This is a genomic window from Rhodococcus sp. AQ5-07, from assembly GCF_009707305.1.
In the GTDB taxonomy this organism is placed as follows: Bacteria; Actinomycetota; Actinomycetes; order Mycobacteriales; family Mycobacteriaceae; genus Rhodococcus_F; species Rhodococcus_F erythropolis.
Genome location: NZ_CP046099.1, coordinates 3,369,309 through 3,382,675 on the forward strand (window position 1 = coordinate 3,369,309; position 13,367 = coordinate 3,382,675).

Here is a 13,367-nt window from a genome sequence, read left to right on the forward strand (position 1 = left end):
CGGGACGCAGTGCCCCGGCCGATCAGTGGTGTCTCAGGTTCAAACCTGTCCGACAGTGACTCCGGTGCGAACGTCCGGTGCACCAAGGCGCGCCGCATCAGCGGTCAGGTCATCGGGCTGCTCCTGCGATTCCCGCTCGGCTGCAACACGCAACCGGTAGTGTTCGATCTCCTCGGCAATGTGCTCGGGAGTCCAACCCAGCACCGGCGCAACCAGTTCGGCTACTTCCGCGGCTGCCGCGTCGCCGCGGTCGGTCACCTCGATGGAGATGCGGGTACGACGGGTGAGGATGTCGTCGAGATGCTGCGCACCCTCGTGACTCGCGGCGTAGTGAATCTCCGCCCTGAGGTACTCAGGGGCGGAGTCCAACGGCTGCCCCAGTTCAGGCCTCGCCTCGATGAGTTCGAACAACTCGTCAGCCAAAGTGCCGTACCGCCCGAGTAGGTGCTCGATGGTCGAAACGTGGAGCCCGGTGCGCTCAGCGGTGAGATGCCGATTGTTGTGTGCGGCAAAATAACCGTCGGCACCCACCAGCTGGATACGCTCGGTGCAGGACTTCGGCACCTTCTGTTCGAGTCCGTGTACCGCGGAATCGACTGCGTCCTTGGCCATCACGCGGTAGGTCGTGTACTTGCCACCGGCGACCACCGTCAACCCTCGAACCGGACTCGACACCGCGTGCTCACGCGAGAGAGTGCTGGTCGAGTCCGATTCGCCGAACAACAACGGACGCAGTCCCGCGTACACACCGACAACGTCCTCGTGCGTCAACTCGTCCTGGAGCAGCTTGTTGACATGTCCGAGGATGTAGTCGATATCGCTTCGGCTCGCTGCCGGATGCGCGAGGTCGAGGTTCCAGTCGGTGTCCGTCGTACCGATGATCCAGTGGCTTCCCCACGGGATCACGAACAGCAGACTCTTCTCGGTCCGCGTGATGATTCCGGTAGAGGAGTTGATGCGGTTTCGCGGGACGACCAGGTGCACACCTTTCGAAGCGCGAACCTGGAATTGCCCTCGCCCACCGACCATTTCCTGGATCTCGTCGGTCCAGACCCCGGCGGCGTTGATGACCTGACGAGCACGGATCTCGAACGCGCGACCCGTTTCCAGATCCACTGCCTTCACTCCGACAACGCGGTCCTCCTCACGGAGAAAACCGATTACGCGGGTGCTGTTCACGCACAGTGCGCCGTATTCGGCTGCTGTGCGCGCCAGCATCATCGTGTGGCGGGCGTCGTCTACCTGGCCCTCGTAGAACTTGACCGAACCCCTGATAGCATAGCGCTTTCCGGAAGGGAACGACTCGAGAGTCTTCTTCTTTCCCACATGCTTGTGGTGTGAGGGAACCCCGCGGCCTGCGCCCATCACGTCGTAGACGCCGATGCCCAGACCGACGTACGGCCGGTCGATCAACTTCTCGAGCGGGTAGATGAACGGCACCGGCTTCGCGAGATGCGGGCACAGCGAGTTCAGAACCAGCGAACGCTCACGCAGTGCCTCGAACACGAGCGCAAAATTGAACTGCTCCAGGTAACGCAGTCCGCCGTGGAACAACTTGCTGGACCTGCTCGAGGTTCCGGACGCGAAGTCACGAGCCTCCACCAAGCCCACCTTCAGACCACGAGTTGCGGCATCGAGCGCGCTACCCGCGCCGACCACGCCACCGCCGATGACCAGGACGTCGAGTTCGGTTTCTTCCAACTTCTTCAGCGACTCCGCCCGCGAGGACGGACTCAATGCTTGTGCTGTGCTCATGAAAAGGGTTCCTTCACTTGAAAATAGGTAGAAATTCGGGCGCCGCTATCAGTCTGCGTCGACCCAGTCGAGTGTCCGAGTGACGGCTTTCTGCCAGCCTGCGTACAGCCGCTCACGCTCGGCCGAATCCATCGACGGCGTCCAACTCTTGTCCTTCGCCCAGTTGCTGCGAATGTCGTCCTCGCTCTCCCAGTACCCGACCGCGAGACCAGCGGCGTACGCAGCGCCCAATGCCGTGGTCTCCGCAACGACAGGGCGGATCACCTCGACGTCGAGCAGATCGGCCTGGAATTGCATGAGGAGTTCGTTCGCGACCATTCCGCCGTCGACCTTGAGTACCTTCAAGTCGACGCCCGAGTCGAGGTTCATCGCCTCGATCACCTCACGGCTCTGGTACGCAGTCGCTTCGAGTACCGCCCGGGCAAGGTGCCCCTTGTTCACGAACCGGGTCAGACCGACGATGGCACCGCGGGCATCCGCGCGCCAGTGCGGTGCGAACAGACCCGAGAACGCAGGCACGAAGTACGCGCCACCGTTGTCGTCCACAGAGCGCGCATTGACCTCGATGTCGGCCGCGTTGTCGATCATGCCGAGGTTGTCCCGAAGCCACTGGACCAGCGAACCGGTCACGGCGATCGATCCTTCCAGCGCGTAAACCGTTGGCTGCTCACCGATCTTGTAACAGACCGTAGTCAACAAACCGTTCTTGCTCATCACCTTTTCGGTGCCGGTGTTGAGGAGCACGAAGTTGCCGGTTCCGTAGGTGTTCTTCGCTTCTCCGGGTGAGAGGCAGGCCTGACCGAAAGTCGCTGCTTGCTGATCGCCGAGGATTCCGGCGATCGGGACGCCGGACAACGTTCCGCGTTCGCGTACGAATCCGAAAGTTTCGGACGAGCTGCGAATCTCGGGGAGCATCGATTCGGGGATGCCCATGTCGGCGCAGATCGCCGAATCCCAAGCGAGAGTGTCGAGATCCATCAACAGGGTGCGCGACGCATTGGTGGGGTCGGTTGCGTGCACTCCGCCGTCGACGCCGCCGGTCATGTTCCACAGCACCCAGGTGTCCATCGTGCCGAAGCACAACTCTCCTGCGTCGGCCTTCTCACGCACACCCTCGACGTTGTCGAGAATCCACTTGACCTTGGGACCCGAGAAGTACGTGGCCAAAGGCAATCCGGTGACTTCGGTGTACTTCTTCGGCCCGTCCTCGCCGGCGAGTGCAGTACAGATTCGATCGGTGCGTGTGTCCTGCCAGACAATTGCGTTGTAGACGGGTTTTCCGGTGGCGCGTTCCCACACCACCGCTGTCTCACGCTGATTGGTGATGCCGACGGACGCGATATCGGCCGCGGTCAGGTCTGCGTTTGCCAAAGCGCCCGCGGTGACGTTGCGGACGTTGTCCCAAATTTCGATCGGATCGTGTTCGACCCAGCCTGCCTGCGGAAAGATCTGTGTGTGCTCGTGCTGTTCGACAGCGACTACGTGCCCACTGTGATCGAAGATCATGCAACGTGTGGAGGTGGTTCCCTGGTCTATCGCGGCTACGAACTGCGTCATCGTGCTACCCCTTTGGTATCGAAAGAAAGTACGAGAGATTGACTGTCAGAGATAATGTTTCGCGGTCACGCCGGTATCGACGCCGGCTCTTCGGTCGCTTCCTCCGCCGACTCCTCGTCAGGCAGGAATCTTCCAACCAGCTTGTCGTAGAGGAACACTCCGATCGGAGCGCCGATCAGGGGTCCCACGATGGGCACCCAGAAATACAAGCTCCCGTACTGATCTCGCCAGGCGCTGCCGTAGCCGGTGATGAAGGACGCCAGTCGTGGCCCGAAGTCGCGCGCCGGGTTGATGGCGTACCCCGCGTTGGTCGCCCAGGCGAATCCGATTCCCACCACGATCAATCCGACGACAAACGGCGCGAGATTCGCGAGCGGCGGAGTTCCACGAGAATCGGTGACCGCAACGATGAGGAACAACAGGATGGCGGTGCCGATGATCTGATCGATCAGAGCCGAGCCGAGACTGACCGGAAGCGTTCCGTTTCCGGGCATCGTCGAGAAGATCGTCTGGGTGGCGGTTGTGTGTCCGGGATCGATCGCATTGAGCATGTCATTGTAATTCCACCGGACGATCAACGCGGCGACAAAGGCTCCAGCGGTCTGCGCCAGGGTGTACGGCAGCACCTTGCGCCAGGAGAATCCCCGGAAGATCGCGAAGGCGAAGGTCACTGCGGGGTTCAGATGAGCACCCGTCACCCGGCCTGCGACATAGATGCCGAACATGACGCCGAGTCCCCAGGCCCACGCAATACTGTCGTGTCCGCCGAGACCCCCACCGCTCCCGCCGGACACAACCTGCGCCACAACTCCGACGCCGAACAAGATCAAGATCATCGTTCCGGCGAACTCGGCTGCCAACTCGCCTGGAAGCCCCAATCGCTTGGCTTTCTCCATCCCCACCCTCACTTCGTTGTGATGCATGTCATAGTTTGGATTGCTGCACCCGTAGCGTAAAGCCCATTGCACATTCACGCATAGCTCGTGCACATATGTGCAAATGCGTCATTTGCGCACCGTAACGCGGGTAACAGACACACTTCTGGGACTTTGCGTGATCGAGCGGCTCAACCTGGTTCTACTCGGATAAGATTCGGTTCAGTGCTCTTGCACGTACGTGCAGACAGGACGAACCCATGGAAACTCCCACTTCCGACTCCGCTACCTCCGATCCGGCGGACCCTCGCATCGCCGACGCCGTTCAGGCCGCACGCCTCTATTACTTCCAGGACCAGACCATGGCTGCCATCGGCCGCGACATGGGGGTGTCCCGATCCACCGTCTCCCGATTGATCACCTACGCGCGCACCTCAGGCCTCGTCGAGATCAAGATCAGCACCCCGCACGGCCAGGCTCCTCGCATCGAACGCGAGTTCTCGGAACGGTACGGAGTGCGCGCCCACGTGGTGACGGTGCCGGAACTGGTGGGCGATCTCGAGCGACTCGAGAAGGTCGCAACCTTTGCCGGACGCCTGCTCGCGTCGTTCTTCGACAGCGATATGGTGATGGGGATCGCCTGGGGAACCACTCTCAGTGAAGTCAGCAAGCACCTTGCCCCCAAACGCACGTACAACTCGTACGTCGTGCAACTCAACGGCGCAGCGAACACTCGCACCACCGGAATCTCGTACGCCAGCGACATCATCAGAACCATCGCCGACGCCTACGGCGCTCTCCCCCAAGGATTTCCGGTCCCCGCATTCTTCGACTACCCGGAGACCCGGGAGCAGTTGTGGCGCGAACGAAGTATCAAACGCGTACTGGACATGCAAAAGCGAATGGACCTGGCAGTCTTCAGCATCGGCGTACCGGGCGGCAACGTCCCGAGTCACGTCTACACCGCCGGATACCTCGAACCCGATGAAGCAGAAGCACTTCGACGCGACGGAGTAGTCGGCGACATCGCAACCGTATTCTTCCGGTCAGACGGGAGCTACCGCGGAATCGAACTCAACGAGCGCGCGAGCGGCCCACGACTGGACCTTTTCGAGAAGGTCGCCAGGCGCGTGTGCATCGTCGCCGGAAAAGCAAAACTGCCCGCGCTGGAGGGCGCACTACGGGGCGGGCTGATCACCGACCTGATCATCGACGACGTCAGTGCCACCGCGTTGGTGTCCTGACCGCTGCACCAGCTTCTCGATTCCGTCGAGCAGTAAGCCAAGCGAGAAACTGAAATCGAAGGCATCGTCGCCGGCGGCCTCACCCTCCGGGCTGCCGTCCTCGAAGCCACCCTCCTCGATTGCGGCACTCAGGTGGGGGAATTCCTCCCGATTGATGACACGAGCAATGAGAGCACCGTATGCGACGTCGTCATCTTCCGACTGCGCTGAACGAGTAGCCAGGTCAGCCGAGAATCGGGCGCGGCCGATGACGAACAACGACACGTTGGTCACCACCTGGAACTTCGACGCGGCACTCAGGGCGACACCGTCGAGGGCGCTCAGACCCGCGTCGAGCCACGCCATGTTGTTGGGCCCGGTCGGCGGAGCCGTGATGGGCAGCTTGAGCCACCACGGTCGACTCAGCATCGTGGCATACTCCTGATTCGCCCACGCCTCGAGCTTGACGCGCCAGGTCACGCCGTCGGGAATCACCGGCGGTGGCCCGATCACCCGATCCGAAATCAGTTCGATCAGTTCGTCTTTGCTTGCCACGTAGCGGTAGAGCGACATGGTCGTGAACCCGAGCGCTTTGGCCACGCGGCCCATCGACAGAGCCGTGACACCTTCCGCGTCGGCCAACTCGATCGCGGTGTCGAGAATTTGCTCGAGACTGAGCCCCTTCTTGGGACCCCGCGTTCCCGGCTGGTCCAATCCCCAGGCCAGTTCAACTGCTCTCGGTAGCGCTCCGCGATCCATAAGCTCCCACTCTTCACTCTTGCCATCATCCTAGAACTGTGTACGCTATAAACACGAGTTTGTGACATACACAGTTCTTACTTGGAGGTCTCGATGTCAGGAACGATCCCCGCAATCTCGGTCCGCGGACTCCGTAAGCGCTACGGCGATCAACAGGTACTGGGTGGACTCGACCTGTCGGTCCCGGCCGGATCGGTGTACGCACTCCTCGGCGCGAACGGCGCCGGAAAGACCACGGCCGTAAGAATTCTCACCACCCTCATCCCCTTCGACGGAGGCGAGGTCACGGTCGCGGGGCATTCACTGCCCGGAGATCCACAGAACGTTCGGCGGCGCATCAGCGTGACCGGGCAGTACGCGGCCGTCGACACCTTGCTGACCGGATTCGAGAACCTGATCCTACTGGGCGAACTGAATCACCTGGGCCGGAAGAACTCCCGTCGCCGTGCCGAGGAATTGCTCGACCAGTTCGATTTGACGGACTTCGGCGACAAACGCGCCGGCGACTACTCGGGCGGCATGCTCAGACGACTCGACATCGCAATGAGCCTCGTCGCCCGACCGGACGTCGTCTTTCTCGACGAACCCACCACCGGCCTGGACCCGCGGAGCCGCCACGAAATGTGGTCGATCGTTCGAGGACTCACAGCGTCAGGCGTCACCATCTTCCTCACCACCCAATACCTCGACGAGGCAGACGAATTGGCCGATACAGTCGGCGTGCTGAGCGGCGGTCGCCTCGTCGCCGAGGGAACACCGGACGAACTCAAACGCCTTGTTCCCGGCGGCCATGTCGCTCTGCAATTCGAGAACCTGGCTCAACTCGAACTCGCCGCGGCATCACTGCCGCAGGCGCATTCGAATGCCGAGACCTTGACCCTGCACATCCCTTCCGACGGGGCGGTTCCTTCGATCAAAGCCATCCTCGACTCGATCGACGATCCGTCGATCACCGTCGAGAAGTTCTCCGTTCACACTCCGGATCTGGACGACGTGTTCTTCGCGCTCACCGGATCAGGCCAACCCGAGATTGCGAGCGTTCGATGACCTCCACCATTGCAATCGATTCCGCGGTGATGCTCCGCCGGAATCTCAAACACGTTCTGCGCAGTCCGGATTCGATGATCACCGCGATAGCCCTTCCGGTCATGCTCATGCTGCTGTTCGTCTACGTCTTCGGCGGCGCCATCAACACCGGTAGCGAGTACATCGACTACGTCGTGCCAGGAATCATCCTTCTGTGCGCCGGATTCGGCGCCTCGACCACCGCGGTCAGCGTCTCGAGCGACATGAAGGACGGGATCATCGACCGTTTTCGGACCTTGGCGATCTCTCCGTCGTCGGTCCTGACCGGTCATGTACTGGCCAGCGTCGTCCGCAACGTCCTGACTACGGCGATCGTGGTCGTCGTTGCGCTGATCATGGGATTTCGCCCGACCAGCGATCCGTTGCGCTGGCTCGGCGTCGCCGCTGTGATCGTCGCCTTCGTCTTTGCCATGTCGTACCTCTCGACAGCTTTGGGGCTCTTGGCCAAGAACCCGGAGGCTGCAAGCGGATTCACCTTCGCCATCATGTTCCTGCCCTACGTCAGCACTGCTTTCGTACCGGCTGAGACCATGCCGTCCTGGCTGCAGGGATTTGCCCGGCACCAACCGGTAACCCCGATCATCGAGACGGTGCGCGGACTCCTGATGGGCACGCCGATCGGGAACAGCGCGGCCATCGCCCTCGCGTGGTGTCTGGGCATCGCCGCCGCGGGATTCGTGTGGTCGAACTGGCTCTACCGACGAAAGACCGCGAGCTGACCACACAAGAAAGCCCCACACCTGACGGTGCGGGGCTGCTTGCGCTGTGCGCCTTTATTAACCGCGGGGGGTTAATAAGGGCGCACAGTGAATTACTTGGCTTCCAGCAGATCGATCACGAAGACCAAGGTCTTGCCGGAAAGCTGGTGCCCTGCACCGGCGGGGCCGTATGCCAGCTCCGGCGGAATGGTGAGCTGGCGACGTCCGCCGACCTTCATGCCCGGGATGCCGTCCTGCCAACCCTTGATCAGGCCACGAAGCGGGAACTGAATGGACTCGCCACGGCTCCAGGAAGAGTCGAACTCTTCACCGGACTCGAACTCGACACCGACGTAGTGAACGTCGACGGTGCCACCGGGAACGGCTTCGGCGCCTTCTCCGACAACCAGATCCTTGATGACCAGATCGGTCGGCGCGGGGCCTTCCTGGAACTCGATTACGGGCTTGCTACTCATGGGTCCTCCTCGTTGAGGCGAAATGTTGGGTACAGAAGACTAGCGGGTGGTGATATCGCTAGGTCACGCGTCAGCGGGACGTGATGTCGCTAGGTCACGCGTCAGCGGGACGTGATGTCTCTGTAGTCACGCTCGGTGTAGCCGGTGTAGATCTGGCGCGGGCGGCCGATCTTCGTAGCCGGATCCTCGTGCATTTCACGCCAGTGCGCAATCCAGCCGGGCAGACGGCCCATGGCGAACAGCACCGTGAACATGCGCGGCGGGAAGCCCATCGCGCGGTAGATGAGGCCGGTGTAGAAGTCGACGTTCGGGTAGAGCTTGCGCTCGATGAAGTAGTCGTCCGTGAGGGCGGCCTCTTCGAGTTGCATTGCGATGTTGAGCAGTTCGTCGTCGCCGCCGAGCTTGGCGAGGATGGTGTGCGCGGTTTCGCGGACCAGCGCAGCGCGCGGATCGTAGTTGCGGTAGACGCGGTGCCCGAAGCCCATGAGCTTCACGCCGTCTTCCTTGTTCTTGACCTTGCGGACGAACTCGGCTGCGGTGCTGCCGCTGGCCTTGATCTCGTCGAGCATCTCGAGCACTGCCTGGTTCGCGCCGCCGTGCAGCGGGCCCCACAGTGCGTTGATGCCGGCAGAGACGGAGGTGAACAGGTTGGCGTCCGACGAGCCGACCATGCGCACGGTCGACGTGGAGCAGTTCTGCTCGTGGTCCGCGTGCAGGATCAGCAGCATGTCGAGTGCCTTGGCGACCTCGGGATCACCCTGGTACGGCTCGGCCGGGAAGCCGAATGTCATACGCATGAAGTTCTCGACCAGGTTCAACGAGTTGTCCGGGTACAGGAACGGCTGTCCGACGGACTTCTTGTACGCGTACGCAGCGATGGTCGGCAGCTTCGCAAGAAGACGGATGGTGGACAGTTCCACCTGCTCCGGATCCTCGGGATCGAGCGAATCCTGGTAGTACGCCGACAGTGCGTTCACTGCGGAAGAGAGAACCGGCATCGGGTGAGCGTTGCGCGGGAATCCGTCGAAGAACCGCTTGAGGTCCTCGTGAAGCAGGGTGTGTCGACGAATGCGGTCCGTGAAGGACTCGAGCTGGGCGTCGGTCGGCAGTTCGCCGTAGATCAGCAGGTAGCTGACCTCGATGAACGTCGACTTACCTGCCAACTGCTCGATGGGATATCCGCGGTAACGCAGGATTCCCTTCTCACCGTCGATGTAGGTGATTGCAGAACTGGTGGATGCAGTGTTCACAAAACCGGGGTCAAGGGTGGTGTACCCCGTTGTGGCCAGCAGCTTTCCCAGCTCGATGCCGTCATTGCCCTCTGTTGCCCTGGCAATGGACATCGTGTACTCACCACCGGGGTAAGTAAGCGTGGGCTTTGTGTCATTGTCAGCGGGCACGAAGGATCCCTCTCAAGCTCGAACCAACGAGTAACTACATGCGATCAACTAGAAACTAGTCGCACGGGAGAGATCGTGCCGAAGGAGGGTCGCTCCACGGCTATTTTTCGGGTACTCACGAACCCGACATACCCACCGAAACTGAAACACGTTCCAGGCTGGGTTTTCCCACTCGCATGACCGGTACTCCAGTCTACGGAATCGCGCATTTACCCACATTGATCTGCAAATCTCGGCAGCAATCCGAGAATGGGACAAATGTCGGACCGTCCGGAGCACTGACACGAGGTACCGAAAACCGATCGTTATCGGCTGATGCCTACTCGGCGTTACACGATCCCGCGGTATGAGAGCCGGATCACAGAGCCTTGATGCCCCAGCTACCCGTCCACGTCTGCCCCGGGTGAAGCACCAGGAGGTCGATGCCCGAATTGAAGGCGTCAGGCGGGCAGGTCATCGGTTCCAAAGCCAATGCGCGGCCGCGATCGGGATACCCCTTGTCGTTGGCGGGATCTGCGATGAAGGCCTGAATCCACGGGAACTCGCGGTTGGTCCACAGGGCAGTGCCCGTTCCATCCGGAGCCAGCAGCTCGTGTTGCGTCCGACCACTGCCGTCGACGACGTCCAATGCGCTGTACGGCGTGTCCAACTGAACCCCGTCGAGCAGTCTCGGTGTCCGGAAGTCGTAATCCGTACCGGCGACTGCCTGCGAATACGCGTTCGGCAGCATCCTCGCCGGATCGATCGGCAACCGCGTGCCTGCGGCCAGATGCAGCGCACATTCGTCGAGCGGAAAGTCGCCGGCGCGAATGAAGGTGTGCATTCCGAGCCCGAACGGAGACGAGGTCGCACCCTTGTTCGTGGCCGTATGCGTGACGGTCAACCCGTCGGCACCGACCTCATAGGCGATCGTCAGCTGCAACGGATACGGCCAACCCTTGTGCAGTCCGACGTCCACCGACAGTTCGACGCGCTCGTAGGTGTGGTCCACGAGGCTCCAATTGCGACGACGGACGAACCCGTGGCTCGCGTTCCCCAGCGCAGGTTCGGTGATCTCGAGTTGATGCTCGATGCCGTCGAACATGAAGTGCCCGTCGCGAATTCGGTTGGGCCACGGCGCGAGAACCAATCCGGCCGACAGCGGTGGCTTCGATCCGAGCGCCCAGGTCTCGGTCAGCGCGCGCTGACCGTTCGGTCCTTCGTGGTCGAGAAGCCGCAACCCGGCACCGGCCGCGGCGATCTCGGCTCGATAGCCGCCACCACGGATCTCGAACCCTCCCCTACCCGTGCTGTGCGGCGCAGTCATACGTACCAGTTTCCACCACGAACGACCGGTTAACCAGGACGTCAGACGGCGCGTCCCACCTTGTAGCGAACGAACGCCGGAAATGCGAGGGCAGAAAGGACAACACCGACAATCACCAGGAAGCCGCCGCCCGCTGCCGCGACACCGGTCCCGAGCAGGAAGGCCGCACCGCCGTGCAGGACGTCACCGATACGCGGACCACCTGCCACGACCACGATGAACACGCCCTGCAGTCGTCCGCGCATGTCGTCGGTTGCCACTTGCTGAAGCATCGTGCTGCGGAATGCGGCCGAGACCATGTCGACGGCGCCGCCGAATGCCAGGAACGCAACCGCCACCCAGAGCAGAATCACACTGGAACCGGGACTCGCGAAGTACACCGCTACGCCGAAGCCGACCATGGACAGCCCCCACAGCGCGATGCAGACCAGCACGGCCCGCCCCTGGTACTGAACCCGTGGCAACCAACCCGAGAACACTCCGCCCAGAACGGCTCCCACCGACATCGCCGCGAACAGCAGTCCGAGCGCAAAACCGCCGCTGGCGGGGTCACCGAAGGATTCGTGTGCGATCTCCGGGAACAGTGCTCGCGACATCCCGAACACCATCGCGATGATGTCCACCACGAACGACGCGAGCAGAACCTTCTGCGTCGCGAGATACGTGAAACCGCCCAGAACCTCGCTGAGCCCGGCCCGCCGAGACGTGCCGGTCGGCGGAATCGCCGGGAGCTTCCACACCGCCCACAACGTGGCGATCAGAAAGATCGAGTCGAGCAGGTACAGCAGTTGCAGACCGGCCGACGGTATGAGGACACCCGCCAGTAGCGGGCCGGCTATTGCACCGAACTGCACGACAGTCATGTTCAGCGAGTTCGCGGCAGGTAACTGCCTGCCCGGAATCAACCGAGGGATGATCGCCGCTCGCGTCGGTTGGTTCACCGCGAAGAACGCCTGTTGAACCGAGAACAATCCGAGCACCAACCACACGTTGTTCACGTTCAGAGCAGCCTGGATCCAGAACAGCACCGACGTGACACCGAGTCCGATCGAGGTGATCATCAACAGCCGTCGTCGATCCATGACGTCGGCCAGTGCGCCGCCCCACAGACCGAAAACGACCAGCGGGACCAGACCGAAGATTCCCGTCAGACCGACGTAGGCCGAGCTTCGGGTGATCTCGTACACCTGTTGCGGTACGGCGACCACACTGAGCTGAGCGCCGATGACGGTGACGATGCCGGCCGTCCACAGCCGTCGATAGTCGCGATTCTCGAGCGGAGTCGTGTCCGCGAGTAACCGGCTCACGGCTGGAGACGGACGGCGGACCACTGTCCGTCGACCAGGCTCGTGCGAACTCGATTGTGCATGCGGTTCGCGCGTCCTTGCCAGAACTCGACGGACTCGGGCCGAATCAGAATCCCGCCCCAGTTCGGTGGCACCGGAATCTCACCGTCCACGCCGAATCGGGCGGCGACCTCACGCAGTTGCTCGTCGAGATCGGCACGCGAGTCGATCGGACGAGACTGCGACGACGCCCACGCGCCGAGCTGCGATCCACGAGGCCTGGTTCGCCAATACTCCTGCGTCAGTTGAGCACTCACGCGCTCGGTGGTGCCGCGGACGATCACCTGCCTGGCAAGGGTCAGCCACGTGAAGTTGGCCGACGCGTACGGGTGGGCGTCGAGGTGACGAGCCTTGTCGGATCCGTAGTTGGTGAAGAAGAGGACACCGTCTTCGCTGAGCCCTTTGCAGAGCACGGTCCGCGACGCCGGACGGCCACCGTCGTCCACCGTCGACAGAGTCATGGCGTTGGGCTCCGGCGCGTCAGCTTCGACGGCGTCCACGAGCCATTGACGCATGAGGGGCAGCCAACCGGTCTCGACGACCGAGGTATCCAATTCCGCACTCATGCGGTCCTCGACGGACTCCGATTCGCTGCCTGCTTGCGGATAGCCCACACGCATGGCCGCGAGTTCGTTGTCCACCGCCTGCGGGTCCTGACGTTCATTCGACACAGCCGAGAACGCTACTCCCGGGTACTCACTGGCCAACGGCTACGCGGCACGCGCTAAAGTTTGCCGTGGCTAGACCCGACCCGGACCGCGAGCCGCACCAGCGACAGCAACCGAATCGGGACGAGACGATTGCGCAGTACAAAACACGGTGCGTGCTCATCCCTGCGAGCACCGAGGCGCAGTCACTGAAGCTGAGGCAGTGCGACTGTAGACCT

12 protein-coding genes are annotated in these 13,367 nt (G+C 62.1%); 3 read left to right on the top strand and 9 right to left on the bottom strand.

Features of this window, described 5'->3' with window-relative positions; genetic code table 11:
• Positions 1-39 precede the first annotated feature (39 nt).
• The 3 genes from GJB56_RS15485 to GJB56_RS15495 all read right to left on the bottom strand — a co-directional run bounded on the left by GJB56_RS15485 (position 40) and on the right by GJB56_RS15495 (position 4,208).
• A complete protein-coding gene (locus tag GJB56_RS15485; RefSeq protein WP_113683283.1) occupies positions 40-1,755 on the bottom strand; it encodes a glycerol-3-phosphate dehydrogenase/oxidase in 1,716 nt (571 codons plus the stop codon).
• 48 nt (positions 1,756-1,803) lie between these two features.
• A complete protein-coding gene (gene glpK / locus GJB56_RS15490; RefSeq protein ID WP_113683284.1) occupies positions 1,804-3,312 on the bottom strand; it encodes a glycerol kinase GlpK in 1,509 nt (502 codons plus the stop codon).
• A 65-nt stretch (positions 3,313-3,377) separates the two neighbouring features.
• On the bottom strand, positions 3,378-4,208 hold the full coding sequence (locus GJB56_RS15495) for an MIP/aquaporin family protein (protein ID WP_019744909.1): 831 nt from the start codon (positions 4,206-4,208) through the stop codon (positions 3,378-3,380).
• 239 nt (positions 4,209-4,447) lie between these two features.
• Here GJB56_RS15495 and GJB56_RS15500 point away from each other — a divergent pair, with 239 nt between their 5' ends.
• On the top strand, positions 4,448-5,431 hold the full coding sequence (locus GJB56_RS15500) for a sugar-binding transcriptional regulator (RefSeq protein WP_113683285.1): 984 nt from the start codon (positions 4,448-4,450) through the stop codon (positions 5,429-5,431).
• Here GJB56_RS15500 and GJB56_RS15505 read toward each other — a convergent pair.
• A complete protein-coding gene (locus GJB56_RS15505) occupies positions 5,366-6,169 on the bottom strand; it encodes a TetR/AcrR family transcriptional regulator (protein WP_019744910.1) in 804 nt (267 codons plus the stop codon). The two genes, GJB56_RS15500 and GJB56_RS15505, sit on opposite strands and share 66 nt — an antisense overlap.
• Positions 6,170-6,262: 93 nt before the next feature.
• Here GJB56_RS15505 and GJB56_RS15510 point away from each other — a divergent pair, with 93 nt between their 5' ends.
• Positions 6,263-7,216, top strand: a complete 954-nt coding sequence (locus GJB56_RS15510) for an ATP-binding cassette domain-containing protein (protein ID WP_020970481.1) — start codon at positions 6,263-6,265, stop codon at positions 7,214-7,216.
• Positions 7,213-7,974 carry an ABC transporter permease gene (locus GJB56_RS15515; RefSeq protein WP_019744912.1) on the top strand — a complete coding sequence of 254 codons (762 nt, stop codon included), beginning with the start codon at positions 7,213-7,215 and terminating at the stop codon, positions 7,972-7,974. The genes GJB56_RS15510 and GJB56_RS15515 overlap by 4 nt, the downstream gene beginning before the upstream one ends.
• Before the next feature lie 92 nt (positions 7,975-8,066).
• Here GJB56_RS15515 and GJB56_RS15520 read toward each other — a convergent pair whose 3' ends face one another.
• The 5 genes from GJB56_RS15520 to pdxH all read right to left on the bottom strand — a co-directional run bounded on the left by GJB56_RS15520 (position 8,067) and on the right by pdxH (position 13,152).
• Positions 8,067-8,429 carry an FKBP-type peptidyl-prolyl cis-trans isomerase gene (locus GJB56_RS15520; RefSeq protein ID WP_019744913.1) on the bottom strand — a complete coding sequence of 121 codons (363 nt, stop codon included), beginning with the start codon at positions 8,427-8,429 and terminating at the stop codon, positions 8,067-8,069.
• A gap of 101 nt (positions 8,430-8,530) precedes the next feature.
• Positions 8,531-9,829: a citrate synthase gene (locus GJB56_RS15525; protein WP_003940509.1), complete on the bottom strand. Its 1,299-nt coding sequence runs from the start codon at positions 9,827-9,829 to the stop codon at positions 8,531-8,533.
• A 358-nt stretch (positions 9,830-10,187) separates the two neighbouring features.
• Positions 10,188-11,135, bottom strand: a complete 948-nt coding sequence (locus GJB56_RS15530; protein ID WP_020908787.1) for an aldose 1-epimerase family protein — start codon at positions 11,133-11,135, stop codon at positions 10,188-10,190.
• Positions 11,136-11,176: 41 nt separating this feature from the next.
• Positions 11,177-12,442, bottom strand: coding sequence for an MFS transporter (locus GJB56_RS15535; protein WP_113683286.1), 1,266 nt, complete (start codon positions 12,440-12,442; stop codon positions 11,177-11,179).
• Entirely contained in the window at positions 12,439-13,152 is a 714-nt protein-coding gene (pdxH, locus tag GJB56_RS15540) for a pyridoxamine 5'-phosphate oxidase (RefSeq protein ID WP_007733483.1), read from the bottom strand. The genes GJB56_RS15535 and pdxH overlap by 4 nt, the downstream gene beginning before the upstream one ends.
• Positions 13,153-13,367: the final 215 nt, after the last annotated feature.

Excerpts from the sequence above, each read along its gene's own strand:
- GJB56_RS15485 (WP_113683283.1), bottom strand. The coding sequence starts at position 1,755 with ATGAGCACAGCACAAGCATTGAGTCCGTCCTCGCGGGCGGAGTCGCTG.
- glpK (WP_113683284.1), bottom strand. The coding sequence starts at position 3,312 with ATGACGCAGTTCGTAGCCGCGATAGACCAGGGAACCACCTCCACACGT.
- GJB56_RS15495 (WP_019744909.1), bottom strand. The coding sequence starts at position 4,208 with ATGGAGAAAGCCAAGCGATTGGGGCTTCCAGGCGAGTTGGCAGCCGAG.
- GJB56_RS15500 (WP_113683285.1), top strand. The coding sequence starts at position 4,448 with ATGGAAACTCCCACTTCCGACTCCGCTACCTCCGATCCGGCGGACCCT.
- GJB56_RS15505 (WP_019744910.1), bottom strand. The coding sequence starts at position 6,169 with ATGGATCGCGGAGCGCTACCGAGAGCAGTTGAACTGGCCTGGGGATTG.
- GJB56_RS15510 (WP_020970481.1), top strand. The coding sequence starts at position 6,263 with ATGTCAGGAACGATCCCCGCAATCTCGGTCCGCGGACTCCGTAAGCGC.
- GJB56_RS15515 (WP_019744912.1), top strand. The coding sequence starts at position 7,213 with ATGACCTCCACCATTGCAATCGATTCCGCGGTGATGCTCCGCCGGAAT.
- GJB56_RS15520 (WP_019744913.1), bottom strand. The coding sequence starts at position 8,429 with ATGAGTAGCAAGCCCGTAATCGAGTTCCAGGAAGGCCCCGCGCCGACC.
- GJB56_RS15530 (WP_020908787.1), bottom strand. The coding sequence starts at position 11,135 with ATGACTGCGCCGCACAGCACGGGTAGGGGAGGGTTCGAGATCCGTGGT.